Source organism: Oceanibacterium hippocampi (assembly GCF_900172325.1).
GTDB lineage: Bacteria > Pseudomonadota > Alphaproteobacteria > Sneathiellales > Sneathiellaceae > Oceanibacterium > Oceanibacterium hippocampi.
Map to the genome: position 1 here is coordinate 1148050 of NZ_FWFR01000001.1, position 25365 is coordinate 1173414.

The 25365-nt window shown below is 68.3% G+C and carries 25 protein-coding genes; 6 read left to right on the forward strand and 19 right to left on the reverse strand.

What is annotated here, in order from left to right:
• Positions 1-43: 43 nt before the first annotated feature.
• The 6 genes from OCH7691_RS05320 to OCH7691_RS05345 form a co-directional block, all read right to left on the reverse strand.
• Positions 44-676 carry a PEP-CTERM sorting domain-containing protein gene (locus tag OCH7691_RS05320; protein ID WP_085882333.1) on the reverse strand — a complete coding sequence of 211 codons (633 nt, stop codon included), beginning with the start codon at positions 674-676 and terminating at the stop codon, positions 44-46.
• A 191-nt stretch (positions 677-867) separates the two neighbouring features.
• The gene (locus tag OCH7691_RS05325) at positions 868-1854 is read right to left on the reverse strand and encodes a 2OG-Fe(II) oxygenase family protein (protein ID WP_085882334.1); all 987 of its coding nucleotides are present in this window, start codon (positions 1852-1854) and stop codon (positions 868-870) included.
• Positions 1855-2021: 167 nt separating this feature from the next.
• Entirely contained in the window at positions 2022-2714 is a 693-nt protein-coding gene (locus OCH7691_RS05330) for a PepSY domain-containing protein (RefSeq protein ID WP_139839523.1), read from the reverse strand.
• A gap of 168 nt (positions 2715-2882) precedes the next feature.
• Positions 2883-3404, reverse strand: coding sequence for a copper chaperone PCu(A)C (locus OCH7691_RS05335; protein ID WP_085882336.1), 522 nt, complete (start codon positions 3402-3404; stop codon positions 2883-2885).
• A gap of 128 nt (positions 3405-3532) precedes the next feature.
• The gene (locus OCH7691_RS05340; protein WP_085882337.1) at positions 3533-4027 is read right to left on the reverse strand and encodes a hypothetical protein; all 495 of its coding nucleotides are present in this window, start codon (positions 4025-4027) and stop codon (positions 3533-3535) included.
• Positions 4027-4530: a MarR family winged helix-turn-helix transcriptional regulator gene (locus OCH7691_RS05345; RefSeq protein ID WP_217807810.1), complete on the reverse strand. Its 504-nt coding sequence runs from the start codon at positions 4528-4530 to the stop codon at positions 4027-4029. Before OCH7691_RS05345 ends, OCH7691_RS05340 begins: the two co-directional genes overlap by 1 nt.
• A gap of 44 nt (positions 4531-4574) precedes the next feature.
• On the opposite strand from OCH7691_RS05345, the gene OCH7691_RS05350 reads away from it, so the two are divergent.
• Complete coding sequence (locus OCH7691_RS05350; protein ID WP_139839525.1) at positions 4575-5066, forward strand: PaaI family thioesterase; 492 nt, start codon at positions 4575-4577, stop codon at positions 5064-5066.
• A gap of 61 nt (positions 5067-5127) precedes the next feature.
• On the opposite strand, the gene OCH7691_RS05355 is transcribed toward OCH7691_RS05350, so the two are convergent.
• From OCH7691_RS05355 to OCH7691_RS05365, 3 genes are read right to left on the reverse strand one after another with little or no spacing between them, the layout of a single operon-like run.
• A complete protein-coding gene (locus OCH7691_RS05355; protein ID WP_085882339.1) occupies positions 5128-5871 on the reverse strand; it encodes an acetoacetate decarboxylase in 744 nt (247 codons plus the stop codon).
• 15 nt (positions 5872-5886) lie between these two features.
• Positions 5887-6927 carry a patatin-like phospholipase family protein gene (locus tag OCH7691_RS05360; RefSeq protein WP_085882340.1) on the reverse strand — a complete coding sequence of 347 codons (1041 nt, stop codon included), beginning with the start codon at positions 6925-6927 and terminating at the stop codon, positions 5887-5889.
• A gap of 10 nt (positions 6928-6937) precedes the next feature.
• The gene (locus OCH7691_RS05365) at positions 6938-7720 is read right to left on the reverse strand and encodes a 3-hydroxybutyrate dehydrogenase (protein ID WP_085882341.1); all 783 of its coding nucleotides are present in this window, start codon (positions 7718-7720) and stop codon (positions 6938-6940) included.
• A gap of 442 nt (positions 7721-8162) precedes the next feature.
• On the opposite strand from OCH7691_RS05365, the gene OCH7691_RS05370 reads away from it, so the two are divergent.
• Positions 8163-8951, forward strand: coding sequence for an SDR family NAD(P)-dependent oxidoreductase (locus OCH7691_RS05370; protein ID WP_217807811.1), 789 nt, complete (start codon positions 8163-8165; stop codon positions 8949-8951).
• A gap of 19 nt (positions 8952-8970) precedes the next feature.
• Here the strand turns inward: OCH7691_RS05370 and OCH7691_RS05375 are convergent, their stop codons facing one another.
• From OCH7691_RS05375 to OCH7691_RS05385, 3 genes are all read right to left on the reverse strand, one after another.
• Positions 8971-9825, reverse strand: a complete 855-nt coding sequence (locus tag OCH7691_RS05375) for a universal stress protein (protein ID WP_085882342.1) — start codon at positions 9823-9825, stop codon at positions 8971-8973.
• Positions 9826-9835: 10 nt separating this feature from the next.
• Positions 9836-11320, reverse strand: coding sequence for a SulP family inorganic anion transporter (locus OCH7691_RS05380; protein ID WP_085882343.1), 1485 nt, complete (start codon positions 11318-11320; stop codon positions 9836-9838).
• Between the two features lie 220 nt (positions 11321-11540).
• Entirely contained in the window at positions 11541-12635 is a 1095-nt protein-coding gene (locus OCH7691_RS05385; RefSeq protein ID WP_085882344.1) for a hypothetical protein, read from the reverse strand.
• 352 nt (positions 12636-12987) lie between these two features.
• Between OCH7691_RS05385 and OCH7691_RS05390 the strand changes: the two genes are divergently transcribed.
• Both OCH7691_RS05390 and OCH7691_RS05395 read left to right on the forward strand, forming a co-directional pair.
• Positions 12988-13455, forward strand: coding sequence for an excalibur calcium-binding domain-containing protein (locus OCH7691_RS05390; protein ID WP_217807812.1), 468 nt, complete (start codon positions 12988-12990; stop codon positions 13453-13455).
• 105 nt (positions 13456-13560) lie between these two features.
• Positions 13561-14013 carry a host attachment family protein gene (locus OCH7691_RS05395; protein ID WP_085882346.1) on the forward strand — a complete coding sequence of 151 codons (453 nt, stop codon included), beginning with the start codon at positions 13561-13563 and terminating at the stop codon, positions 14011-14013.
• A gap of 27 nt (positions 14014-14040) precedes the next feature.
• Here OCH7691_RS05395 and OCH7691_RS05400 read toward each other — a convergent pair whose 3' ends face one another.
• Complete coding sequence (locus OCH7691_RS05400) at positions 14041-15219, reverse strand: alpha/beta hydrolase family protein (protein WP_085882347.1); 1179 nt, start codon at positions 15217-15219, stop codon at positions 14041-14043.
• A 187-nt stretch (positions 15220-15406) separates the two neighbouring features.
• On the opposite strand from OCH7691_RS05400, the gene OCH7691_RS05405 reads away from it, so the two are divergent.
• Together OCH7691_RS05405 and OCH7691_RS05410 are read left to right on the forward strand one after the other, a co-directional pair.
• Positions 15407-16900: a glycosyltransferase family protein gene (locus OCH7691_RS05405; RefSeq protein ID WP_176244931.1), complete on the forward strand. Its 1494-nt coding sequence runs from the start codon at positions 15407-15409 to the stop codon at positions 16898-16900.
• A gap of 277 nt (positions 16901-17177) precedes the next feature.
• Complete coding sequence (locus tag OCH7691_RS05410; protein ID WP_085882349.1) at positions 17178-17735, forward strand: hypothetical protein; 558 nt, start codon at positions 17178-17180, stop codon at positions 17733-17735.
• A 62-nt stretch (positions 17736-17797) separates the two neighbouring features.
• Here the strand turns inward: OCH7691_RS05410 and OCH7691_RS05415 are convergent, their stop codons facing one another.
• The 6 genes from OCH7691_RS05415 to OCH7691_RS05440 all read right to left on the reverse strand — a co-directional run bounded on the left by OCH7691_RS05415 (position 17798) and on the right by OCH7691_RS05440 (position 25235).
• Positions 17798-19126: an NAD(P)H-dependent oxidoreductase gene (locus tag OCH7691_RS05415; RefSeq protein WP_085882350.1), complete on the reverse strand. Its 1329-nt coding sequence runs from the start codon at positions 19124-19126 to the stop codon at positions 17798-17800.
• Between the two features lie 13 nt (positions 19127-19139).
• Entirely contained in the window at positions 19140-19940 is an 801-nt protein-coding gene (locus tag OCH7691_RS05420; protein WP_085882351.1) for a phytanoyl-CoA dioxygenase family protein, read from the reverse strand.
• Between the two features lie 61 nt (positions 19941-20001).
• A complete protein-coding gene (locus tag OCH7691_RS05425) occupies positions 20002-20658 on the reverse strand; it encodes a GntR family transcriptional regulator (RefSeq protein WP_176244932.1) in 657 nt (218 codons plus the stop codon).
• Between the two features lie 164 nt (positions 20659-20822).
• Positions 20823-22424 carry an HAL/PAL/TAL family ammonia-lyase gene (locus OCH7691_RS05430; RefSeq protein WP_085882353.1) on the reverse strand — a complete coding sequence of 534 codons (1602 nt, stop codon included), beginning with the start codon at positions 22422-22424 and terminating at the stop codon, positions 20823-20825.
• Complete coding sequence (locus OCH7691_RS05435; protein ID WP_085882354.1) at positions 22421-23425, reverse strand: ornithine cyclodeaminase family protein; 1005 nt, start codon at positions 23423-23425, stop codon at positions 22421-22423. Before OCH7691_RS05435 ends, OCH7691_RS05430 begins: the two co-directional genes overlap by 4 nt.
• Before the next feature lie 76 nt (positions 23426-23501).
• Positions 23502-25235 (reverse strand): adenylate/guanylate cyclase domain-containing protein, encoded by a 1734-nt coding sequence (locus OCH7691_RS05440; protein WP_085882355.1) that lies wholly within the window; start codon positions 25233-25235, stop codon positions 23502-23504.
• Positions 25236-25365 lie beyond the last annotated feature (130 nt).

Genomic DNA, 25365 nt, shown 5'->3' on the forward strand with positions numbered 1-25365 from the left:
CGACCCCAAGGGTCGCCGTTCGCCGTTCGTGAGGCTCGTGCGATCAGCCGCGCTTGCGGCGGACCAGCCCGAGGCCGATGAGGCCGAGCCCGAACAGGCCGAGCGCGGCCGGCGCCGGGGTCTCGACCACGTCCGTCTCGTAGATGATGCTGTGGATGCCGACGGCGAATTCGTTATTCAATTCCCAGTCGAAGACCACGGCGTCGATGCCGCCGGTATCCTCGAAGCCGTAGAAGATCCAGTTGTTGATGCCGTCCGGCGGACCGAACTGGCTGGTGACGATGAAGCTGCCGTTGGTCGTGCCGCCAAGCTTGATGTTGACCGGCGAACTGTTGGACTGGTTGCCGCCGTAGTAGAAGCCGACCCGGGTCACCGGTGCGGCGAAGTTCAGGGTCAGGCGCAGGTCGAAGATGATGTTGCTGACACCCGGATTGGATGCCGGGCCCCAAACGGTTCCGTCGTTGACGACATTGTGGCCGACGATTGTCAGGTTGCCCGGGCTGAGCGGCGGCCCGCCCTGAACCGTGTCGGGACCGAAGGCGTCGATGCCGACCTGGCTGACGACAGCGCCCGCCTGGCCTGCGGCGAACAGCGGCGCGATCGCGATGGCGAGCGCCGCGAACAGCCGCCGCGGCGACCAGGTCGTGGAACCGGTGGAGAGCGTTGTCGTGATCATGCCGTGTCCCTATCTGTTTATTGATTATTGATTTCGCATCGGTCTTCTTATCTGCGAGGGAATGGTTACGCAGGAACCATGCCAAGGCATGATCTGTTGTTTTTCAATCACTTGGGCGGCGGCGGGAATTTTAAAAGTGATTCAAATGTAAAATATTCCGCGATTATGTAGCCATTTAATCGCGTCACCGGTTAGGCGTTGCGGCTTCGCGGTTCCGTTGCGTGGGTGCCGAACAGCCGCATCTTTTCGATCAGGTGATCGGCGTAGCGGATCGCCGGCGCAGGGCGGGCGCCCGGCATGGGGGCAATCAGTGCATCGAAGCGGGGTTCGAAGAAGAACGGCACCGATTGCCGGGGCAGCGCCTGGGCGCGAACCCGGTGCGGCGTCGCCCGCAACCGGCCGCCGCTCCAGAACTCCAGGCAGTCGCCGAAATTGACGTTGAGCGCGCCGTCGATATCCGGGGCGGCAAGCCGGCGCCCGTCGGGGGCCTGGGCCTCGAGCCCCCCGGGCTGCCAGAGCAGCGTCAGCACGCCGGAGTCACGATGCGCCGGCGTCGCCAGCAGGCCGCCGTCGGCTGCCCGGTAGCGGTCGTCGATAGCCGCCTCGGGCAGATCGGGCGGGAGCCCTTGCAGGAATCGGAGGGTCGACGAGCCGCCGCCGAAGAACGGTTCGAAATAGTCGCCGCCGAGGCCGAGGTGGCGGGCCAGCGAGGCCATCAGCAGATGACCGAAGGCTTCCATGTCGCGGTAATGGGCCTCGGCCTCCGCCCGCCAGCCGGGCAGCAGGGCGTCGGCCGGCCAGACGTTGTGCTCCATCAGCAGTGCCTCGATATCGTCGGCCGCCGCCGCCGGGCCGTCACCGCCGCCCATATCGAGGCCTTCCAGCAAGCAGGGCGCGCCGGGCCGGCGATAGGCGTAATAGCCGCGGTAGCGGTTGTCGTTTTCCGGCGCATGTTTCGAATTGGTCAGGCGGCGCTTCTCGGGCGCCGGCAAATCGAAGAGGCGCAGCAGCCGGGCCCGTCTGCCGGCCTCGGTCAGCGTCGCGACCGGTGCGCCGGTGATGACAAGGAAGCCGAGCGCCTCGGCCGCCCTGCCGAGTGCGGTGTCGGTGGCATCGCGCAGCGGCCCCGGCGGACCGGCGAGCGCGTCGACCCGGATGGTCTCGATCTGCTGTGGCACCGGTTCTCTCCCGGCAACGGCTCCAGACAGGAGCAGCCAATCATGCCCTGCCGCGTCCGTCAAATCCCGGGAAGGACATGCAAGAGCCCAAAAAGAAACGGCCGCGGGCGAACCCGCGGCCGTTCCGTCTGCCGGGCGCCCGAGGGGGCGCCGCGCGTGTTTGCGGATCAGTTGACCTTGGTCACGGCGCCGGTGCTGCCGTCGACCTTGATGTCCTGCCACTGGCCACCCATGCGGGCCTGCATCTCGTAGACGCCGCCCTTCTTCTCGACGTTCCGCACGTCGCTGTAGCCGAGCTTCGACAGCTCGCTCTTGAAGTAGGTCTCGCCCATCGCGCCCTGGCTCGGGGTAATCGCGCCTTCCGCCTTGATCGCGCTGGCGCCCGCGACCCGCATGACCTCGCCGTTGCGGGCGTCGATCTTCAGGGTATAGGGCTCGCCGCCCTTGCTGGCCTTGGCGTGGATGACGTCGCCGCTCTGCTCGATGCCGCTGACCTTCTCGTAGCCGAGGCGCTGCAGCTCGTCGCGGACCTTCTCGGCGCTCATCACGCCGCCGGTGGCAATCGCCTCGCCAGCTCCCACACGGGTGATCGAGGCATCCCGTTCATCGACCGAGAGCTTGACCCACTCGCCTTCCCACATGGCGTCGAAGCGGTAGATGTTACCGCTATGCTCGATGGTGCCGACATCCTTGAAGCCGAGTTCCTGGAGCCGTTCCGCGACCTCGCTGGCCCCGGTCGGCTTGTCGAGCGGATGGACGCTCTTCGGCATGTCCGCGGCGATTGCCGAGCCGGCCATGCCGACCCCGATCGCGATCGCGCTGGCCATGCCGAAGGTGCGGAGCTTGTGACTACCAAACATGTAATTCTCCCTTTCTGCTGGAGACTGTCCGGCGCCGCGGCACCCGTGACGGGGCCGCTGGCGGCGCGGCATTCCCCAACAGAACGCGCCGGCCGGTCGAGGGTTCCCTTTTCATTTTCCTGAATGACGGATTCCTCAGGCGCGGCCGGCGCCGGTCGGGCGGACGCGTCAGTCGGTCGTCTTCATGTTGCCGTGGTCGTGCTTCATCGACTTCATGTCGTGGCCCGTATCGCCGCCCGACGTGGTCGTCGGCTTCTCGAACCTGACCATGACCTCGACCTCGCCCGCCTTCTCGAAGCGCAACATGACGGGCAGCATCTCGCCGTCGGCCGGCAGCGCCTTGAGGCCGAACAGCATCAGGTGCAGGCCGCCCGGCTGCAGCGCCACTGTCTGGTGCATGTCGATGTCGACGACCTCGATCCGGCGCATGCGCATGACGCCGTTGTCGTTGATATGGGTGTGGATCTCGACCTTCTCGGCGGCCGGCGAGCGGGCGCCGACCAGGCGGTCGGCCGCGCCGTGATTGACGATCGTGAGGAAGGCGCCGGCCGGGCGGCTGGCGATGATGGCGCGGCCCCACGGATGCTCGATCATCAGGTCGCCGAGCTTGTAATCGTGCGCCGATGCGGCGCCGGCGAAGCTGGCGAGAAAGAGGGCGAGGAAAAGGGCGATGGAGAGCGGACGGATCATGGTCGGGTTTCCTTGACGGATTGCGGTTTCCGGCGGCAACGCGCGGCGCCTTCCGGAATGCCGCAGTGGCGGGCCGGGCGCGATTGGCGCCGGTCGGTCGGAATGGCTGGCCCCGGGGGGCGAAGGCGTCAGCCGCGGCCGGGGGGCGCCCGGGGCGGCGCCGGCAACGCCGTGTCGGCGGCCGGGCCGAGGCGGGGTGCCATGTCGGGGTGCGGCAGGGCGAGGGCCGGATAGCGGATCGCCTGCGCGGTCAGCGCGGCCGGGGACCCGGGCGCCGCAACGCCGGGCGCGAGGCAGAGGATGCAATGCCCGGGGGCCGGGCCCAGGTCGACGCCCAGATCGGCGCCGCCCGCCGGCTCGACGGGTTCACCGGTCGCGAGATCGATACGGACGAGCCCCTGGCCGGTGCAGATCAGTGCTGTCGTCGCGCCCTCGGTCGCGGACAGCGCGAAGGCAAGCGTCGGCAGCAGGCTTCCGAGCAGCAGGGCGAAGAGGGCGATCAGGGCGGTGATGGCGCGCGCATTGTCGGGTCGGCGGATCGACCGCCGGTCTCCATGCCGATATGCCCCCGGAGTTGCCATGCGCGGACCGTAGCGGAGCCCGTTCGACGGCGCCAGCCGCATTATGCCGCAGGGCCGTCCCCGTCCTCGGGATTCGGAATGTCCAGCGCAGGCCGGCCGGCGGCGCGGGCGAGCTGGCGGGCGAGGTCGACGTCGAGCACCTGTTCGAGTGCCGCGTGCGCGGCCTCCCAGACCGGGAGCGCCGCGCGCAGGCGGTCGGCGCCGGCGTCGGTCAGCCGGATAGCCCGCATGCGCCGGTCCACCTCGCTTCGCGCGTTCTCGACCAGCCCCTCGCGGGTCAGCACGGCGAGGTTGCGCGACAGGGTCGACTGGTCCAGCCGGCCGCGCCGGGCGAGCGAGCCGAGGCTGTCGTCGTCGCCGGTGGCGATCAGGATCAGCAGGCTGAACTGGCTGATCGAGAGGCCGGCCTCAGCCATCCGCGCATCGAGGAAGGCCGAGATCCGCCGGGCCGCGAAGCGGCTGTTCCAGCCGGCGCAGACGCCGCCGACCCGGGCCGCCGCCTTGCGCAGCGAACTTCGTTGTTGCCTTGTCTCGTCCATATTCATATGTATATACAAACATCGTCGATGGAGCAACAATGATGGACGCGATGATCAACGAAACGGCCGCGCAGGCCGTCAGCTACGGCACCCTTCAACTGAACGAGATCCGGGACCTGCCCGGACTGGAGGTGATGCGGCGGGTCGCCGACGGCCGCTTCCCCTCGGCGCCGATCTCGAAACTGATGAACTTCCACCTGGTCGAGGCCGATGACGGTATCGCGATATTCGAGGGGACGCCCGGGCCGGAGATGCTGAACCCGCTGGGCAGCGTGCATGGCGGCTGGGCCCTGACCCTGGTCGACAGCGCCACGGGATGCGCCGCCCATACCACGCTGGAGGCCGGTATCGGCTACACGACGGTCGAGACCAAGATGAACTTCGCCCGCCCGATCAGCCCGGAGACCGGGCTCGTGCGCTGCGAGGGCCGGGTCATCTCGCGCGGCCGCAAGATCATCACCGCCGACGCGATGCTGCGTGACCGGAACGGCAAGCTGCTCGCCCACGGCACCTCGACCCTGATCGTGCTCGGCCCGGTCTGACGGTCGGAACGGCAACGGGCGGAGCCGATGGCCCCGCCCGCGCAGGCGTTTCGAAGGGTGTCTATTTCAGGTAGTCGAGCAGCACCTCGCCGTAGGGCAGGGTCAGGTCGGCGACGAAATGGCGGCCGGTGACGATCCTGCGCACCGGCAGGTCGGCGACCGGGGCATTGACGTGCGGGATCAGGTGGAGCCGCGCCGGCCCCGACCAGGAGCCCTTCACCGTCACCTCGGTCAGGTTGTACTTCACCAGCTGGGCGATCGCCGGCTTGCCGTCGACGTCGGGGATCAGCTTCAGGTTGACCTGCATCTTGGTCATCGCCGCCGCCGTCTTGGCGAGATCGCGGGCATGGCTTTCCCACTTGTAGGCCATCGTGCCCATCGCGACCTGGACGCCGCTGTAGTCGAGCGTGCCGGTCAGCGTGTCGACTTGCACGGCCATCTTCGGATGGGCGTATTTCTTCGGGAAGCCCCAGATCTCGCGGCCCGCGGCGATCGGCGGATCGTCGTCCAGGTACATCTGGGCGACGAAGTTGCAGGGCGTGCCCTCATAGTGGCAGGGGATGACGACGCCGCTTTCGGTATAATCGCCGAAGCCGGATGAGTCCGGCATCTTGATCCACTCGTAGAAGACCTGGTTCGAGGCGTCCGGGACCAGCGGTTCCGGCACCGCCGCGCGGATCGCGTCAGGGTCGCTCTCGTAGATGATGATCATGTATTCGCGGTCGACGAAGCGGTAGGGGCCGAACGGGTAGCTCGGTCCGGCGGCCGGCATCGAGGGCAGGCCGAGGATCTGTTCGCGGTTCATTGCATGTCCTTCGGATCAGAGGAACTTGGCGGCAATGTCGGTGGAGGAGGCGACCCCCACCTTGTCGTAATGGTCGTTCAGGAAGGCTTCGCCCCGTTGCCGGCCGGTCTCCTTCAGAGACATCAGGAAATCCCAGTCGGCATTGAGCTTCGACGAGGCGCCGAGCTTGCCGAGCACATCCTCGGCATCGACGGTGTGGATCAGGACCTTGCGCAGCCGGCCGCCGCCGTCATAGCCGTCGTCGATCAGCTTGGTGACGAAGTCGATCACGCGGAGCTCGCGCATCAGGCTGGAATTGAAGCTCAGCGTATTGACCCGGTCGAGGATCGCCTGCGCCGTCTTCGGCACCTCCGGGATGGCGATCGGGTTGAGCTGGATGATCAGCACGTCGCGGCAGTCGGTATGGTAGAACAGCGGGTAGAGGGGTGGATTGCCCATGTAGCCGCCGTCCCAGTAGGCCTCGCCGTCGATCTCGACGGCCTGGAACATGAAGGGCAGGCAGGCCGAGGCCAGCACCGCGTCGATCGTCACGTCATGTTCGTCGAAGACCCGGATCTTGCCGGTCTTCACGTTCGAGGCGCAGATGAAGAGCTTCAGGTTCCGGCAGACATGCAACGCGTCGCAGTCGATGACCTCGTCCAGTACGTCGCGCAGAGGGTTGTAGTTGGTCGGGTTGAGCTGATACGGCGAGAGAATCCGGGACATTGCCTCGAAGGCCATGAACATCGGCGAGGAATCGAGATTGCCCGGCGTGCCGAACATCTTCTCCCAGGGCGAGGCCTGGAGCGGCGAATAGCGGGCCGCGTCCGAGATCTTCTTCCAGAAATCGTGCAGCGCCCGGCGTCCGCCCTCGGCGCCGCCGGTGGCGAGGCCGGAGGCCGTGACGGTGGCGTTCATCGCGCCCGCCGAGGTCCCGACGATGCCCTTGATGTCGAAGCAATTCTCCTCGAGCAGCCGGTCGATGACGCCCCAGGCGAAGGCGCCATGCGCGCCGCCGCCCTGGAGCGCCAGGTTGAGGGGCTTGAGCGTGCGCTTTGCCTTGTCGCTCTTGGCCATTCCCGCCGGCCTAGTGCGCGACCCAGCCGCCGTCGACCGGTATCGAGGTGCCGGTGATCGAGGCGGCTGCGTCGGACGAAAGGAATACGGCAAGCGCGCCCATTTCCGCGGTGGTGGCGAACTTCTTGTTCGGCTGGTTGGCCAGCAGCACGTTCCGGATCACGTCCTGTTCGGACATCTTGTGCGCCTTCATCTGGTCGGGCAGCTGCTTCTCGACCAGCGGCGTCCAGACGTAGCCCGGGCAGATCGCGTTGGCCGTGATGCCCATCTCGGCAACCTCCAGCGCGGTGACCTTGGTCAGGCCGACGATGCCGTGCTTGGCCGCGACATAGGCCGACTTGTAGGCCGAGGCGACGAGGCCGTGCGCCGAGGCGATGTTGATGATCCGGCCCCAGCCCTTCTTCTTCATGCCGGGCAGGGCCGCCTTCGTCGTATGGAAGGCAGAGGTCAGGTTGATCGCCAGCACCTGGTCCCATTTCTCTTCCGGGAACTCGTCGATCGGCGAGACATGCTGGATGCCGGCGTTGTTGATCAGGATGTCGACGCCGCCCCACTTCTTGACGACGTCGCCGATCATGCTGCGGATCTCGCCCGCCTCGGCCATGTCGGCGGCGCCGAACATGACCTCCGACCCGGTTTCGGCCGGGATGGTCTTCAGAAGCTCTTCCGCCTCGTCGTTCATCTTGCGGCCGTTCAGCACGACCTTGCAGCCGGCTTCCGCCAGCGCCCGCGCGCAACCGAGCCCGATCCCGCTCGTCGATCCGGTGACGACCGCGACTTTTCCCTTCAGCATGATGCCCCCTGCAAGCATTTTGCCGCCCACGCGGCGTGTCCCCGGTCATCTGCCGGGCGCGCAATCGACATCGGCGCACAGTGAAGGCCGTCGATTGTGCGTTGCAAAAATCTGCGCCTAATTCTGGGGAAATGCAAGATCAGTAATGCATCATGAAACAAGAGTATGACTGACACATAGGCGTCATGAAGGACGGCGCAGATTTCTATCGCAGCGCACAATCACGCTGTTCCGGGGAGACCGCCGATTGCAATTCGCAGCCGCCCCGGCGAGCGTCGACCGGCGAGGTCGCCGGTTCCGCCGACGGTCCAGCATTGAACGGGCGTTCCCGGCGTCATCTGTGCTATCTGACGATCCGGGGATCGCCGTTGCCGCCCGGGGTCGTCTGGATCGTCTGGTCGGGTGGCGAAGCCGCCTTGCAACCTGTTCAGGGGAAAGAGCCGTGTCCGAGCGTGCATTGTCGAACAAGATCGCCGTCGTTACCGGGGCCGGAAAGGGAATCGGCCGGGCCATCGCCGAGCGGCTGGCGGCCGACGGCGCCGACTGTTTCCTGCTTGCCCGTTCCGACGCGGCGCTGGCCGAGGTCGCGGGCGCGATCGAGGGGAAGGGCCGGGCCGCCGGATGGGCAGCCATCGACCTGGCGACGCTGGCCGGCTGCGAAGCGGCGGCGAAGGCGGCGCTCGACCGTTTCGGGCGGATCGACATCCTCGTCAACTGCGCCGGCGCGACGAGGGCCGGCGCCTTTCCCGAGCAGCCGGACGCGGACTGGATGGCCGGCTTCGATCTGAAGTTCCACGGCGCGGTGCGGCTCACCCGGCTGTTCTGGCCGGCCCTGAAAGAGGCCAGGGGAACGGTCGTCAACATCGGCGGCGGCGCCGCCTATACCCCCGGGCCGGGCTTCATGGTCGGCGGCGCGGTCAACGCGGCGCTCGCCCATTTCAGCAAGGCGCTGGCGACGCAGGGGATCAAGGACGACGTCAACGTCAATATCGTCCATCCGGGCATGACGGTCACCGATCGCATGCAGAAAATGATCGAGCAGCGGGCCGCCGCTTCAGGCACCACGGTGGAGGAGGAGCGGGCGCGCACCCTCGCGTCGTCGGGGATGCGCCGTCTCGGCCAGGCGGACGACGTGGCCAATGTCGTCGCCTTCCTCTGCGATCCCGCTGCCCGGCACATCCAAGGCGTGCAGATCGCCGTCGATGGCGGCGCGACAACCGGCCTCCACTGATCGCCGGCAGGCGGACGCCTCAGCGGAACAGCAGGACCGGGATCCGGCAGAGCTGGATCATCTGGGTCGTGGTCGAGCCGAGGATCAGGCTGCGGATCCGGGAATGGCCGTAGGCTCCCATGACCAGCAGGTCGATGCCGGAGGCCTCGACCGCCTCGGAGATCACTGTCTCGGGCTGCCCCGGGACCATTGCGGTCTCGGCCGCGTGGCCGCCGGCCTCGAGCATGGCGCGGGCATTGGCCAGACCGCGCGCGGTTTCCGGATTGTCCGGGCCGGCGCTCAGCAATGTACAGGCGAGCCCCGCGAACAGCGGGCTGCGGGCGACATGGTCGACCGCCTTCATGCTGCTGGTCCCGCCGTCATAGGCGATCAGCACGCGCGCGATCGGGCGGAAGGCGCGGGCGGCGACCAGCACCGGCCTGTGGCTGGCGCGGGCGACCCGTTCCAGGTTCGACCCGAGATGGCCCCTGGCGAAATCGGCCGCCTCGCCGCGCTTGCCGATCACCACCATGTCGGCGTCGGCTTCCAGCTCGGCGACCGTCTCGACGACGTCGCCGAAACGGAGCCGGGTCGTCACCGCGCAGCCGCCGGCCGACTCGATGCGGGCCTTGGCGTCCTCGAGGATCGCCCGGCCGCGGCGCTGGGAGAGCTTGGCGCGCTCCGCGTCCAGCGCCGTCAGTTCCTGCAGCAGCGCGGTTCGCGCGCCGAGCGCGATGCTGCCGCTCAGATCGGCGTCGGCGGCCGGTGCCTCGCGGCGTCCGAGGACATGGAGCAGTTCGACCGAGGCGCCGGTGCGGCCGGCGATCCAGGCGGCATGGTCGCAGACGCTGTGGGCGTAAAGCGAACCGTCGACGAGGGCGATCACGTGCGACATCGGCCTCTCCTCAATGCCCGATCAGCGCGTCTAGGGCGCCCGGCTTGTCGTGGACGGCGAGCTTGTCGACGATCGTCTCGCTGGCCCGGTTCAGGCCGATGATCTCGACTTCTGCGCCTTCGCGACGGAACTTGAGCACCACCATGTCGAGGGCGGCGACGCTGGAAATGTCCCAGATATGGGCGCGGCTGACATCGATGGTCACGGTCTCGAGCGCTTCCTTCCAGTCAAAGGCGGCGGTGAAGGCATCGGCCGAGGCGAAGAAGACCTGGCCCTCCACCACGTAGGTCCGCGCCGTGCCGTCGGCCGACAGCGTCGAGGTGACGCGGAAGATCTGGGCGATCTTCCAGGCGAAGAAGATGCCCGACAGCAGCACCCCGACGAGCACGCCGATCGCCAGATTGTGGGTGATGACGACGCAGGCGACGGTCGCCAGCATGACGATAGACGAACTGCGCGGATGATGCCGGAGATTCTTGATCGACGACCAGGAGAAGGTGCCGATCGAGACCATGATCATGATCGCGACCAGCGCCGCCATCGGGATCTGCTTGACCCAGTCGCCGACGACGACGATCAGGAACAGCAGGAAGACGCCGGCGCAGAAGCAGGACAGCCGGCCGCGGCCGCCCGACTTCACGTTGATGATCGACTGGCCGATCATGGCGCAGCCGGCCATGCCGCCGATAAAGCCGGTCAGCGTGTTGGCGAGACCCTGGCCGATACATTCCTGGTTCTTGTCGCTCGGCCGGTCGGTCAGTTCGTCGACGATGGTCGCCGTCATCAGCGATTCCAGTAGCCCGACCGCCGCCACCGCCGCCGAGTAGGGCAGGATGATCATGAACGTGTCGAGGGTCAGCGGGATCTGCGGCAGCAGGAAGACCGGCAAGGTCGAGGGCAGTTCGCCCATGTCGCCGACGGTCCGCACGTCGAGCCCGAAGGTGATCGCGACGGCGGTCAGCAGGACGATGCAGACCAGCGGCGAGGGTATCGTTCTGGTCAGCAGCGGGAAGAGATAGATGACGGCGAGCCCGGCGGCGACCATCACGTAGGTCAGCCAGGGGACGCCGATCAACTCGGGCAGCTGCGCCATCAGGATCAGGATCGCCAGCGCGTTGACGAAGCCGGTGATCACCGAACGCGAGACGAACCGCATCACGTAGCCGAGCCGGAGCAGCCCGGCGGCGATCTGCAGCAGCCCGGCGAGGACGGTCGCCGCCAGTAGGTATTGCAGCCCGTGGTCGCGCACCAGGGTGACCATCAGCACGGCGGTCGCCGCGGTCGCGGCCGAGATCATGCCCGGCCGGCCGCCGGTGATGGCGACGACGACGGCGATCGAGAAGGAGGCGTAGAGGCCGATCTTCGGATCGACGCCGGCGATGATCGAGAAGGCGATCGCCTCCGGGATCAGCGCGAGCGCGACCACGAGGCCGGCGAGGACGTCGCCGCGGATGTTGCCGAACCACTGGTCGCGGTAGGCGCGAAGGGAATGCATGGGCTTTCCTGGCTGCTGGTCGGGACCGCCCGAAGCCGCCGGAACGCGCGCTCGGGAGCATGTCGGGGGAGGCGCGGCCCGCGCGGCGGGACCGCCATCCGCGCGACCCTGAAGCCTGCCGGGCCGGCACGAAGGTCCCGTTCTTAGACGGTCGATTGCTGCATTGCAACATTGGCGGTGCGCCGGCAGGCGAATGACCCTCCCCCTGTCGCCGGGGCGCTCAGTCCAGCGGCGGCGGGGTGTCGAGATACCAGGCGGTGCCGTCGCCGTCCGGCGTCACCGCCCGGCACCAGGCGAGCATGTCGCCGGTCGCACCGGCGTCGCACCGGACCGCCGGGTCGGGCGGCGGATTGGCGATCACGAACCGGTAGACGCGGTCCCGGCTGTCGCTCAGGCTGATCGTGCAGGGATAGGCGACGGTCGCCACCTGGAAGCTCGGGAAGGCGGGATTGATTGCCCGGTCCGGGCGGTCGGTGCAGATCCCGTAGTCGGACCAGGCGGGTCTGCCGCTGCCGGGCTGGCCTAGGTTGACATGGATGAGGGCCTTCCTGTCGTAGGGCCTCGGGTTGACCAGGCCCTGCGGCCCGCCGACGACGACGATCAGCCCGTCGCCACTCTCGTTCATGTTGCCGACCGCGTCGTCGATCGAGAAGGCATAGGCGCTCATGCCGAGATAGCCGGCGTCGTGGATCAGCCCGACATAGGGGTTGAATGCCCCCGACGGCAGATATTGCAGGGCGAGATAGTGCCCGACCGCTGCCGGATAATCGACCCCGGGGGTCTCCTGCAGCGGATTGGCGGCGGCGCCGCCCGTGCAGTTCCGGTTGAACGGAACCCAGCCATGGACATGGCGGAGCAGGCTGTCCGCGGTCAGCGTGGCATGCGGCGCGCAGTCGAGCGTCAGATAGTGCGCGTAGTTCCGCCGGAACAGGTCGTCGACCGCGCGGATTGCGGGGCAGGGCTCGTCGTCGCCGGCCGCCGTCGTGCAGTGCGCGTAGAGGGCCCGCATGGCGTCGACGGTCGCGCCGGCCGCCGTCAGGTCCGGGCCGCCGACCAGGACATTGTAGGCGCCCGGGATGCGCGGTCCGGGATAGGGCGGGTCGCCACGGTAGGTCGGCCAACCCGGCCGGTCCGCGAGGAAGCGGGTCAGCACTGCGCGGAAACCGGTCAAGCCCTGCACGGTGCCGATGCGGCCCACGTCCGGATTGCCGAGCGGCGCCATCGCGACCGGCAGGTAGACCTGATCGACATAGGAAATGTCGTAATCGACGCGGCTCATGTCGACCCGGTAGGGCGGCCCGTCAGCGGTGACCACGTCGGCGAAGGTGAACTCGGCAAGCTGGCTCGGGTCGCTGACCGGGAGCCCGGCGGTCCCGGCATAGATGGCAAGGGGCGCGCAGGGTGATTCCGCCGGACAGGCGACCCCCGGATCAACCGGGCTGACCGGGTGGGCCCGGTCGGCGGCGAGCGCGCGGCCGGCCGACGGCGCGCTCTCAGGTGACGCTACCCAGCAGGGAAATGAATATCAAAAATACATTCCACGGTATGTCCGGCGTGACGGTCGCGTTAACGATTGCTTGAGATCCGCCTGCTCAAACTCTGCGTGTATGCATTGCGTTTCATGCAATCGAAAAAGGAGGCGCGGTCCGGTCATGGCGCACGGCGGAATGCGCAGACGGCCCGGCCGCCCCGGTGGCCGGGCGAAGTTTCTCTACCTGCCCGGGCGCCGTCGCCGGCTCGGGGACGAGGCGGTAGGGGAGCGCCGGGCGGCGGCTCTGAAGCGCCGCTTCGCCAGGACGAGCGCGCCCTGTTTCCGGGCGAGTAACGGGCGGCGCGAGCTGCGCGAATGGGGCCTCGCCCTGCTGATCGTTTCCCTCGCCGCCGCCGCTGCCCATGGCCTGTTCGTGGCCAGTCCCTGGCCGCCCGTGCTGACCCTCCGGCATGTCGCGGCCGCGCCGAATTGCGGCGCTGCGCGGCTTGCCGGCCTTGCCCCGGCACGACGCGGGGCGCCGGGTTACTACGCACGCCACGACGCCGACCATGATGGCATCGCCTGCGAACCCTGGGCCGGGGCGCGGTCGGATCGCTATCGGCCGAGGCGCCTGCACCATCGCATTCCCATGCCGTCGCACTAGCCCGCCAGGAAAACCGGCCGGCGCCCGGTGTCACCATGCAACCCGGGGCGGGTCTGGCGCGTTACGCTGGTCAGACCCAACACGAACCGAAGACGAGGTGACAGCATGACCGCGCTCAACATTCCCCACGACGCCTGGATCCTGATCGGCGATGGCGAGAAGGCGCTGGTCCTCCGGAACGAGGGCGACGAGGTCTATCCGAACCTGGAGATGATGCGGCTGTTCGAGCAGGACAATCCGCCGAGCCGGGAACAGGGCACCGACCGGCCCGGCCGGATGCCCGACCAGGGTGGCGTGGGCAGCCAGCACCGGAGCGGCATGGACGAGGTCGACTGGCACCGGCTCGCCAAGGACCGTTTCGCGAAGGAAATCGCCGAGCGGTTCTACCGCCTTGCCCATGCCGGCAAGTTCGCGCAGCTGATCGTCGTCGCGCCGCCCCATGTGCTCGGCGAGCTCCGCAAGAACTGGCACCAGGAAGTCTCCGACCGGATCGTCGCCGAGGTCGACAAGACGCTCACCAACCACCCGGTGGGCGAGATCGAGAAGGTGCTGACGTAAGGGCCCGGCCGTCCGCGCGGCCGTCGCTCAGTCGAAGAGCTGGCGCGCCCTCATCCAGTCGATCACCGTTCTCACCGCCTCGGCGCAATGCTCCGGCTGGTCCTGGTAATAGTGATTGGCGCCCCGGATGACGTGGAAGGTCTTGTCCGTGGCGCCGGTCGCGGCGTCGAAGAATTCCCGCGGATGGGGCTGCGGCACCGCGTCGTCGCCGGAATTCTCGAGCACCAGCAGCGGCACCCTGATATTCGGCGCATGCGCGATCGCGTCCGCGTTGGTGTCGTCGAACGACCATTGTGACAGCCAGGCGCGGAGCGTCGAGAAGCGGGCGAGGCCGGCCGGGCTCGAGTTCGACAGCTCCGGCGGGCCAAGGTAGGACTGGCCGGGGACCCGGTCGTTGGGCTCGATCGTCGGGTCGATGAAGCGCGGATCGGCGAGCGTGCGGTGGGTGACGATGGCGCGCTCGGCCTCCGATGCGCCCTTCTTCCGCAGGCTGTGCAGCAGTTCCTTCACATAGGCCGTGCGGCGGCGGATGCGGCGGATCTGCGCGGCCCGGAAATGTGCGATGTAATCGGCCGAATAGGGCGGCTGGTTGGGGTTCCGGGGATCGTAGATGTCGAGCTCCGGATCGCGGATCGACGGATCATTCTCGTCCAGCACCGAGGGGTCGATCATCGTCTTCAGCACCGTCGCGCGTGACAGGTGCGCGGCCTGGCAGACGAAACCGTCACCCGGCACGAAGCCGGAGAGATCGACCGGGTCGCCGGCCGGGGTTTCCGTCACCGTCGGGTTGACCGCCATCGACTGGTAGAAGGTGGTCAGCGAGCCGCCGCCGGACCAGCCGACCATGACGACCTTCTCGTAGCCCCAGACCTCCTTCGCGTGCCGCACGTAGGCGCCGAAGTCCCGGACCGCGTTTTCCATGATCAGCGGCGCGTCGTTCCGGTTGTAGCGGCTGCCGGCGAGCAGGACATGGGCGCCGGCCCGCACCATCGCCGCCGGCACCGGCAGGTTGTGCATGGTCGCGGCCGGATGCATGTACATCAGCAGCGTCTTCGAGGGCCGGCCGCGCGGCCGCCAGCGATAGCCGTCCAGCATGACGCGGCCAATCCCGCCGGAGAACCCGTAAACCTCCCGCAGGACCGTCTTCTCGCTGTAGCTCACGTGGACCGGCTCGCGGTCGATCTCGAATGTTTCCGGCTCGGGCACGACGCTTCCCCCTCGTTTCTTAGATTTCTAATTTCATGATTGTGCGCGATTCTGAGCCTTGCTGGCAAGCCTTCGCCGGCCTGCTATTATAACACGTGAACATGCACATAATTACAATTAGGGATTGATTGTCGGGATGCGACGTTGAATACTTTCATGTTCGATGGGGGGACTGACCGGACCGAAGATGAGGGGGGAATCCGAGCGTCGGGGATTCGTGTGGAGGGCGGAATGGATCGTCCTGCTCCTCCTGTCCGCGCTCGTCCTGCTGTTTCTTGCCTACCAGGTCTATGGCCTTCAGGCCGGCTATTCCTACTGGTTCGACGAGCTTTTCAGCGTCGTCGCCGGCAAGCTCCCGGTCGGCGAGGCCGTCGGGGTCTACATCAACGACCCCCACCCGCCCTTCTACCCGCTGCTTCTCACCGGTTGGATCGCGCTTTTCGGCGATTCGGAGGCGGCGACCCGGAGCCTCTCCGTCATCTTCGCCCTGGGCACGCTCTGGGTCCTTTCAATGACCGTGGCGCGTGTCGGCAGGCGGGTCGTCGCGATGATGCTGGTGATCGTGCTTTCGAACTGGCTCATCTGTCATTACGCGCAGGAGGCCCGGCCTTATGCCGCCCTCCTTTTCGTCTCGGCGATGGTGTTCGCTTTCGCGGTGAACGACCGGCGCGGCCCGCTGCTGCTCACGCTCGTACTACTCGGGCTGACCCACTATTTCGGCGCGCTGCAGGCATTCGCCTATCTCGCCTGGCTCGCCGCCTTCGAAAGTCGCACGCTGCGGAGCTGGCTCGGCCTGGCCGCGGCGGGCACGGCGATCCTCGTCTGGCCGGCGATCTTCCTCGTCGTCGGACGCGGCATGTCGCTTGTCGGCGGCAATTTCTGGATCGAGGCGACGCCGGCCGATGCGCTCCGGCAATCGGCGATGGCGTCGGCGCCGTGGCTCTGGGACGCCGTGGACCGCTTCGCGGGGCTCGTCGGGCTCGATGCCGGTGCCGGCGGCCTGCTGCTCAGGCTCGCCGCGGTGGCGGGAATCGGCATCCTCCTTCTGGTGCGGTTGAGGGGCGCCGGGGCGGGTGAGGGAATGCGGCGGAACGTGCTCCGCGCGGCCTTCGTCGCCCTCCTCACGACCCTTGGCGCCGCGGCGATCAACCTGCACACGCCCGTGAGCACGGACCGGAACTTCATCGTGATGGTCCCGTTGGCGTCCTACCTCCTCGCCGAAGCCATCGCCGCCGTCTGGCGGTCGCGCGCCGGCGCCGGGTTCGCCGTTGCCGGGCTTGCGGTCATCGCGCTGGTTGGCCAGCTGCAGATACGCGACGTGATGGCAGGACGGTTCCTGCCGCACCAGGATTGGCACTGGGTGGCGGACGCGGTGGTGGCCGAGGCCGGCCGCACCGGCGGCGGCACCTATTTCTATTCCAGGTGGGGAAGTGGATTCTATCACCGGCTTTCGGCCTATTACATGCCGGAAGGCCAGGAAGTCGGGATCGTCGAGATGGAGAAGCTCGGGCAGCTGGAGCCGGGCGCGATCGTCTTCTTCGGCAATCTCGTCGGCCATCTGGACGGCGCACGCTGCGTCACGGAACTGCAGCAGGCGCTGGATGCCCGCGGCATGCTCTACCGGGCCGAGTTCGCGAACCAGGCGGCGCGATGCAGCAACGGCTACGTCGTGCTCGAGTGATCGCGTTTACGCGCCCTATTCCGCTGCCGCCGCCTTCTCGCCGCCGAAACGGGCCTCCATCGCCCGGCGGATCTTCACCGCGTCGAGGCTCTCGTCGATCGTGACATCCTGCCAGCGGACCGGGTCGCCCTCGGCGATGTCGGCCCTGAGCCGGACGCCGTGGGCAAGCGTGACGCGCCGCGCTAGCCGCCCTGCCGAGCGTGCCTGCCATCCGGATAGAAAAGACCCAACCTATGCGGTAAAAATACTGCCAGTATATACATCACTGGGGCGTATCATGGACGACATCGGCGATTTCATCGACGCAATCAGGCGCGCGCTTGAAGGCGTTGCCAGAGACGCGCAACAGTCTGGTTCTGGTTTCGAGTGGACAAGCGAGGTGAAGCGCGCCGTCAGGGAAATTGTCGATCCGGCAGCACCATGTGACGGCGAGAATACCAGCGGATCACGCTACAGCGTCTATGGACACAAGCGTGAAAAGGCCGATTGCACCGGCGAGTGGCTGTTCGATCTTTGCTGGCTCGACTACGTCGCGGTTCCCGACGACGAAAAGTCGTGCAAAAAATATCTCCGCGCGATGCCGCTGGCCATGGAAAGCGAGTTCGGGGGGCCGGAAGAGGTATGCGACGACTTCGGGAAACTTCTTGTTGCCCGTGCCGCGCTGAAAGTCATGGTGTTTTCCGACAAGAACCAGGCCAATACCGGCAGCCGCTTTGGCGCGATGCGCCGACAGATAAAGGCGTTCGAAGGAATCGGCCCCGACGGCGAATATCTGCTCTGTTGCTGGTGCAACGACACGGAGGATTTTACTTTCGACCACGTTCCGGCCGCCTGATAGTGTGATCGAGCGCTCGGGGGAATCTTTCCGCCGGCTTATGCTCGAACGGTGATTGGCTCCTATTCCGCTGCCGCCGCCTTCTCACCGCCGAAACGGGCCTCCATCGCCCGGCGGATCTTCACCGCGTCGAGGCTCTCGTCGATCGTGACATCCTGCCAGCGGACCGGGTCGCCCCGGGCGATGTCGGCCCTGAGCCGGACGCCGTGGGCAAGTCCGATCGGCAGCCCGCCGAGCGCCAGCGAAGTCTTCGCCGGCATCAGCTTGCCCCAGACCGTGTGGCCGCCTTCGCCGTCCAGCATTTCGCCGGAACTCAGGGCACGCTTGGCGGTCGCCACCACGTCGCCCCGGAAGCCTTGCGTGGAGCCGGTCGGCTTGCCGAGCAGGGCGGCGGAGAGGATCGAGATGTTGAGTTCGAGCCCGATCAGGTGGAAGGGCTTGAACATCGCCGAATAGCGTCCCGACGCGTCGGTGTTCATGCCGTACTGGCGGAAGCAGCCGGCGGCATAGTCGTTCGGCGCCTCGATCACGACATAGACCCCCCAGCGGAGATCCTTGAAGACCGGCCGGCCGTCGCGCTCGAGCGAGGAGACGACCTCGACCTGGCCCCTGGCGGCGAGCTGGCCACCCTCCGACGCGGGACGTAACACGTGCGCCAGGTCGTCCGTCCCGGCCGGCGGGAAGGCGAGCCCGTCCGGCGGCGCGTCGAGCCCGGTGGCGTTGGCGATCGCCGCCATTTCCAGCGCCGACTTGGTGCCGTCGAGGAAGGAGTTGAACATCTGGCTGTTCATGCCGGCCGCCGCCGCCTGCTCGGCGGTCAGCCCGTAATGGTCCCAGACCGTGTCGGGCGTCGAGGCGTGGTAGGCGGGCAGGTACTTGGTGCCCTTGCCGGCGGCGACCACGTCGAAGCCGCAGGATCGCGCCCAGTCGACCAGTTCGGCGGTCAGTGCCGGCTGATCGCCGTAGGCCATGGAATAGACGACGCCGGCGCGGCGCGCCTCCTCCGCCAGCAGCGGCCCGGCGAGCACGTCGGCCTCGACATTGACCATGACGATATGGATGCCGTTCCGGATCGCCGCGCGGGCATGGCCGAGCCCGGCCACCGGGTTGCCGGTCGCCTCGACCGCAACGTCGATCGCACCGGAGGCGAGCATCGTCATCGCGTCGTCGGTGAAGCGGGTGCGGCCGATCTGCTCGTCGGACCAGCCGACCGTGCGGCAGGCGGCCTTCGCCCGGTCCGGCGCCAGATCGGCGATAATGGCGACCTCGAGCCCCGGCGTGCTCGGCACCTGGGCGAGGAACATGGAGCCGAACTTGCCGGCGCCGATCAGGCCGACGCGTACCGGTTTGCCGGCCGCCGCGCGGGCGAGGAGATCGGAATGGAGATACATGCGTCCGTCCTTGCTATTCCGCCGCCACCGCCTGCCCGGCGACGAGTTCGTCGAGGCAGTCGTCGGCGAGCGGCGTGATCGGCGTGAAGTCGCGGTGCGCGATCCACGGCTCGCGCCTGAAGGCGCGGATGTGGTTCTCCACCTCGCAGAGCGAGAGATAGACGATGGTGCGGCCGAACGGCGAGATGTTCGGCGGGCTCGCATGCACCAGCAGCGAGGAGAACATCAGCATCGAGCCGGCCGGGCCGGTCGGCGCGACGCAGCCGCCGCGCTCCGCGAGTTCGGTCACCGTCGCCCGGTCGAGCGTCCAGAGCGGGTAGGAGGTGGTCGCCAGGTCGTGCCCGGCGGCGACCACGCCCGCCTTGTGGCTGCCCGGGATAAAAAGCAGCGGGCCGTTCGCCGCGGTCACGTCGTCGAGGAAGACGGCGATGTTCATCGCGCGCGGCTCCGGCATCTCGTCGTCGCGTTTCCAGGTGCCGTAGTCCTGGTGCCACTGCCAGACGTCGCCGTCGAAGGCGGCCTTGGCGTTGACCTTGTACTGGTGCATGTAGACCTCGCCGCCGAGCAGCTGGCGAACCGGCTCGATCAGCCGCGGGTGGGCGCCGAGCCGGCGGAAGCCCTCGTTGTAGGTATGCGCCGCGAAGGCGGTCCGGGCGACGCCGGAGCTTTCCCGCCAGACCTCCTTCCGGTCGGTGGCGTAGACCGTCTCCGCTTCGCGCTTCAGCATTGCCGCCTCCGCCGGCGTGAACTTGCCCGGGAAGAAGAGATAGCCGTCCTCGTCGAAGCGCTTCAGTTCCGTCTCGTTCAGCCGCATCGGTCGTTCCTCCCGCGTCCGCGCCCGGTCGTCCCGCCGGGGCGATGGTCTTCGTCTGCCGTCAGTCCGACGTCAGCCGGCGATGGGTGGTCTCGCCCGCATGCTCGGCATGGCGGGTGGCCAGCGTGGCGGCCCCTGCCGCATCGCCCGCGATCACCGCGCCGGCGATCGCCGCATGTTCGTCCCAGATCGCTGCCCAGCCGTCCGCATCCTCCAGCACGACCCGCATGGAACGCGCCATGTGCGGCCAGAATCCCTCGGCCGTACCCGCGATCTCGGCATTGCCCGACAGGGCCTGCAGCGCCTGGTGAAAGGCGACGTCGGCCGCGACCAGCGCGCCGATGTCGCGTTTCGCAGCGGCCGCCCGGCCGTCGGCTATGAGCGTATCGAGTTGCCGCGCGCACCCGTCGCCGGCGTGACCGGCCGCGAGCCGGGCCGCGAGGCCGTCGAGCGCGCCGCGCACCTGGTAGAGCGCGAGCAGGCGGTCGGCGTCGATCGGCGCGACCATCTGGCCCTTGCGGCCACGATCGACGACCAGGCCCTCGCGCTTCAGCAGGATCAGGGCGTGACTGATCGGCTGGCGGCTGACGCCGAGCCGGCCGGCGAGATCTTCCTGGGTGAGCGGGGCGGAGGGGGCGAGATCGCCCGACATGATCGCCGCGCGGATCGCCGCGTGGGTCTGCATCGTCAGGTCGGGCTTCGCGTCGAGCGGGCGCATGGTGGCTCCGGCGGGCGATTGCGTGGAGTTCTGAATTCCGAATTCAGAATATCGGGACATGGCGCGACCGTCAATCGGTACGCCGGCCTACTCCATTGCCGGGCCCGCCGCAGCCTCGTCCGGACCGGAAAAGGGCACGATGGCCTTGAACGACTGCGCCTTGGTCATGTTTCCTCCCAGCCGCGCCCGGATATCGGCGAGGGGGTGTCGGCGAACAGGTCGTGGATCGCGGCGACGGTGTCCGCCCGCCAGAGCGCCGCATGGACGGCATCGGCGTCCGGGCCGGTTTCCCGGTCCCCGGTGAGCGTCGGGCAGGCGGCACGGACGATCCGGTGCAGCATCCCACCGGCCGCGCCCGCGCGTGCCGCCGCATCCTCCGCCCCGAACCGCAGGTCGGCGGCCTGGGCGGCGACGAGCGCCTCGATCGCGATCAGCCAGCGGGCCAGCGCCGTCTGTTCGTCGAGCTTGCGGATGGTGAGCGGCGATTGCGGCGCCACGTCCTCGACCGTGTCGGAGACGGCGAGCGCGTCGAGGCTCGCCGGCTCAGCCTTCAGCCTGATCTCCGCATGCAGCGCGGCGACGGTCTTCTGCATCGGCACGAGGCCGGCCGAGGCGCCGCCGACCGGGCTCAGATAATTCGGCAACCCGGTGAGACGCCCGGTCATCAGCTTGATCGTGCGCTGGGCCGAGGCGGTCGCCAGATGGGTCATGGCGATGGCGAGCGTGTCGAAGGCAAGCGCGATCGCCGGCGTGTGGAAGTTGGCCGTCGAATGGATCTCGCCCGCCCCCGCGCCGCCGCTGTCGTCGGGCAGCACCAGCGGATTGTCGGCGGTGGCGTTGAGCTCGACCTCGACCGCCGCCCGCGCCGCGTCGAAGGCGGCGAGCATCGTGCCGGTCACCGGCGCCAGCGTGCGAAACGACAGCGCGTCCTGCACCCGCGCCGTCGCGCTCTCCCGGGTGCCGCCTTTCAGCGCACGGCGGAACAGCGCCGCCGCCTCCCGCTGGCCGGCCGCCGGGCGGGCATCGGCGAAGCGTTCGTCGAAGATCCGCGGGTTGGCGCCGTAGCCCGCGCAGGCGAACGCGGCCGTGCTGACATGAAGGGCCAGCGTGTCGCGGAGCCGATCGAGCGCCAGCGCCGCCATGGCGACCGTCACCGCCGAGCCGTTGCCGATGGCGAGCCCGTCCTTCGGGCCGAGTCGCGCCGGTTCGAGGCCGGCCGCGGCGAGCGCCTCGGCGCCCGGCATCGCGCGTCCGCCATGCACCGCCAGGCCGCGGCCGATCATCACGTCAGCGATGGCCATCAGCAGGGCCAGGTCGCCGGCGCCGATCGAGCCCCGGCCCGGTACGACCGGCGTCACGTCGCGGGCCAGCATCTCGATCATCAGGTCATGGACATGCGGCGAGATCCCGGCGCCGCCCCTGGCCAGCGCCACGGTCCGGCAGAAAAGCGCGGCCCGCGCGGTCTCGACCGGCAGCGGCTCGCCGATGCCGACGACCCGGCCCCGGATCATCTGCTCCTGGAAGGCGGCCATTTCGCCCGGCGTGATACGGTGGCCGAGATTGCCGCCGAGCCCGGTGTTGAGGCCGTAAACCGGCGTCTCGCCGGCCGCATGGGCATCGACCACGGCGCGCGTGGCGGCCATGCGCGCGCGGATGTCGTCGGACAGCGTCAGGCGGAGCGGGGCGCGGGCGGCGCGAACCACGTCGGCGATGGTGAGCGGCGGCCCGTCGAGTGCGAGGCCCTGTTCGCGGACCGGAGCGCTCATGCGTAGCGCAGCCGGTGGCCGATGCCGGCGGCCGCGGCCTTGGCGAGAATGGCGTGGCCGAGCGCGATGTCGGAGAGCGACAACCCGCGATGCCAGAGCAGGATGGTCTCGTCGTCGCTTTCCCGCCCGGGCCTGAGCCCGGCGACGATCTGGCCGAGCTCGGCATGCAGCGTCGCCTCGGAGAGCTTGCCCGCCTCGACATGGGCGCGGAGCGCGCCGAACTTGCCGCCCTTGCACTGGCCCCAGTCGTCGACCACCAGCTTCGCCATGATGTCAGTCAGCGAAAGCTCGACCGCGCTCATCGTCCCGTAGGGGACGACCAGCGCCCCGGGCTTTATCCATTCGGTCTTCAGCATTGGCTCCGGCGCCGGCAGGCGGGAGGCCTCGACGACGATGTCGGCGCCCGCCACGCATGTCTCCCAGTCGTCGGTCGCCACGACCGTCTTGCCGAGGTCGCGGGAAAGCCGTTCGGCGAAGGGCACCCGGCTTTCCGGGCGGCGGGAATGGACGCGGATCTCGTCGAAATCGAACAGCGAATTCAGGAGCCGCACGTTCCAGTAGGCGGTGCCGCGCGCGCCGATATGGCCGAGCACCTTCGCGCCCTTCCGCGCCAGGTGTTTCGCGCCGACCGCGGTCACCGCGCCGGTCCGCATGTCGGTGATGCCGCTCGCATCCAGGATCGCCGTGGGCACGCCGGTGCGTGGATCGAACAGGTTGAGGATGCCGAACTCGGACGGGAAGCCGTGCTTGTAATTGTCGACGAAGTCGCCGACCACCTTGACGCCGGCGGCATCGATCCCGCCGCCGATCCAGCCGCGCAGCACGTTGAAATGGCCCTCGACCCCGGCGCGCGGCTCCAGGTGCATGCGCGGTTCTATGACCGTCTCGCCACGCCCCTGCATGGCGAGGCTGGCCTCGATCGCGGCGATGATCTCGCCATCGGTCAGCGCCGCCGCCTCGACATCGAAACGGTTCAGGTAGGTGAGATAGATCGGCTGCATGGAACCTCCTCGGGACGCGGCGGGCATGGTGGCGAGCGGACCGGGACGGCCCGGCGCGCCGCCCGGCCGTCGCCGGTCATTCCGCCGGCAACCCGAGCAGGGCGCACTGCGACACGTAATAGCCCATCAGGGTGTCGCTTATTCCCGGATACCACGTCTCGCGGAACCGTTTCACGGTGAAACTGGGGCACAGTTGCAGGACGCGCCGGGCGGCGTCCCGGGCTTCGTCGGCGAGGCCGGCGTCGCTGCAGACCGAGGCGAAGAGGAACCAGGTCCGGTAATCCGCGTTCTGCAGGCGCACCGCGCGGCGGCCGTTTTCGAGCGCCGCCTCCCGGTCGCCGCCCGAGCGCATGATCATCTGCCCCCGGATCGCCAGCACCAGCGGCATGAAGGGGTCGTTCGGGCTGAGCCGGATCGCCTGGTGCGAGGCCTCGATGCTCTCTGCGCATCGGTCGGCCCAGAAGCAGATCGCCGCCAGGGCATGATGGGCCATGCTGAAGTTGGGGTTGAGCGCGATGGCGTGCCGGGCCGCCGAGATCGCGTCCTCGTAGCGGCGCTCGTTACCGTACAGCCGGGCGAGGACGGCGTGGGACAGCGCGTCGGTGTCGTCCAGCCCGATCGCCGTGACCGCGTGGTCCCGCGCCTCGCGCAGCAGGTCGGCCCGGTCGGATGCGGAATCCGTGTGGCTCAGTTGTTCGAGCGCGAAGGAAAGGTAACTGTGCGCCTGCGCCAGGTTCGGATCCTGCGTCAGGGTCTGGCGAAAGAGGTCGATGCCGGCCGCGAGGCCGGCGGCGTCCAGCCTCCACATCTCCTGAAGGCCGCGCTGCATCAGGCCCCATGCGTCGAGACTGCCGGGCCGTTGCCGGGCCGCCAGCTTGCGCTCGAAACTGCCGATCTCGGGTCCGATCTTGCCGACGATCGTCTCGGTGATCTCGTCCTGGACGTCGAAAATGTCGCGCAGCTGCCGGTCGAATCGATCGGCCCAGATGTGGTTGCCGCTTTCGCCTTCGATCAGCTGCGCGGTGATCCGCACCCGTTCACCGGACTTGCGGACGCTGCCTTCCAGGATGTAGCGGACGCCGAGTTGCGCCGCCGCGGCCTTCACGTCGGTCGACTGTCCCTTGAAGGTGAAGCTGGTGTTCCTGGCGATGACGAAGAACGAGCGGTACTTCGACAGGCTGGTGATGATGTCCTCGGTGATGCCGTCGGAGAAATATTCCTGCTCCGGATCGCCGGACATGTTGTCGAAGGGCAGCACGGCGATCGACGGCTTGGCGGGGAGCGCGAGGCCGTTCGCGGCTTCGACAGCTTCGACGACATCGGCGACATCGGCGGCCGCCGGCCCGGCGGGCCAGCGCCACACGCCGACCGGGCGGGCGATGTTCTTCAGCGCGTGCATGTCGCCGCCGCCGAACTGCCCGGCGGCCTTCTTGTCCAGGCTGTGATGCACCATGTCCGAGATGAGCACCTGTCCGGGCTCCGCCAGGGCCTCCAGCCGGGCCGCGACGTTGATCCCGTCGCCGTAGATGTCGTCCTCCTGGATGGTGACATCGCCGATATGCACGCCGACGCGGAGCCGGATGATCCCGTGGCCCGCGAGTCCGGCCTGCAGATCGACCGCGCAGGCGACCGCGTTCGAAACGTCGGCGAACTCGACGATCCAGCCGTCGCCCATGCGCTTGATGATCCGGCCGTTGGCGCCGGCGATCCGGGGCTGGAGAATGTCCTGTCGCAAGGCGTTGAGCGCGGCAAGGGTATGCGTCTCGTCCTCGCCCATGAGGCGCGAGTAGTCGACCACATCGGCGGCCATGATGACGGCTAGGCGGCGTTCCAGGGCGTGCCACTCCTCTCGCGCGGGGGAGTATCGGTCGAATGCCGCGCAAAGGCCAGATATCCGTGAGGACGGGGCGGACCAATCCCGGTGCGTTGATCGCCATCAA

Coding starts and splice junctions, on each gene's coding strand:
- OCH7691_RS05405 (WP_176244931.1), top strand. CDS start 15,407: ATGAGGGGGGAATCCGAGCGTCGGGGATTCGTGTGGAGGGCGGAATGG.
- OCH7691_RS05395 (WP_085882346.1), top strand. CDS start 13,561: ATGACCGCGCTCAACATTCCCCACGACGCCTGGATCCTGATCGGCGAT.
- OCH7691_RS05330 (WP_139839523.1), bottom strand. CDS start 2,714: ATGTTTGGTAGTCACAAGCTCCGCACCTTCGGCATGGCCAGCGCGATC.
- OCH7691_RS05335 (WP_085882336.1), bottom strand. CDS start 3,404: ATGATCCGTCCGCTCTCCATCGCCCTTTTCCTCGCCCTCTTTCTCGCC.
- OCH7691_RS05355 (WP_085882339.1), bottom strand. CDS start 5,871: ATGAACCGCGAACAGATCCTCGGCCTGCCCTCGATGCCGGCCGCCGGA.
- OCH7691_RS05420 (WP_085882351.1), bottom strand. CDS start 19,940: ATGCGGCTGAACGAGACGGAACTGAAGCGCTTCGACGAGGACGGCTAT.
- OCH7691_RS05350 (WP_139839525.1), top strand. CDS start 4,575: ATGATCAACGAAACGGCCGCGCAGGCCGTCAGCTACGGCACCCTTCAA.
- OCH7691_RS05340 (WP_085882337.1), bottom strand. CDS start 4,027: ATGCGGCTGGCGCCGTCGAACGGGCTCCGCTACGGTCCGCGCATGGCA.
- OCH7691_RS05425 (WP_176244932.1), bottom strand. CDS start 20,658: ATGCGCCCGCTCGACGCGAAGCCCGACCTGACGATGCAGACCCACGCG.
- OCH7691_RS05440 (WP_085882355.1), bottom strand. CDS start 25,235: ATGGCCGCCGATGTGGTCGACTACTCGCGCCTCATGGGCGAGGACGAG.
- OCH7691_RS05430 (WP_085882353.1), bottom strand. CDS start 22,424: ATGAGCGCTCCGGTCCGCGAACAGGGCCTCGCACTCGACGGGCCGCCG.
- OCH7691_RS05375 (WP_085882342.1), bottom strand. CDS start 9,825: ATGTCGCACGTGATCGCCCTCGTCGACGGTTCGCTTTACGCCCACAGC.
- OCH7691_RS05415 (WP_085882350.1), bottom strand. CDS start 19,126: ATGTATCTCCATTCCGATCTCCTCGCCCGCGCGGCGGCCGGCAAACCG.
- OCH7691_RS05410 (WP_085882349.1), top strand. CDS start 17,178: ATGGACGACATCGGCGATTTCATCGACGCAATCAGGCGCGCGCTTGAA.
- OCH7691_RS05365 (WP_085882341.1), bottom strand. CDS start 7,720: ATGCTGAAGGGAAAAGTCGCGGTCGTCACCGGATCGACGAGCGGGATC.
- OCH7691_RS05320 (WP_085882333.1), bottom strand. CDS start 676: ATGATCACGACAACGCTCTCCACCGGTTCCACGACCTGGTCGCCGCGG.
- OCH7691_RS05390 (WP_217807812.1), top strand. CDS start 12,988: ATGCGCAGACGGCCCGGCCGCCCCGGTGGCCGGGCGAAGTTTCTCTAC.
- OCH7691_RS05380 (WP_085882343.1), bottom strand. CDS start 11,320: ATGCATTCCCTTCGCGCCTACCGCGACCAGTGGTTCGGCAACATCCGC.
- OCH7691_RS05345 (WP_217807810.1), bottom strand. CDS start 4,530: ATGAATATGGACGAGACAAGGCAACAACGAAGTTCGCTGCGCAAGGCG.
- OCH7691_RS05360 (WP_085882340.1), bottom strand. CDS start 6,927: ATGGCCAAGAGCGACAAGGCAAAGCGCACGCTCAAGCCCCTCAACCTG.
- OCH7691_RS05435 (WP_085882354.1), bottom strand. CDS start 23,425: ATGCAGCCGATCTATCTCACCTACCTGAACCGTTTCGATGTCGAGGCG.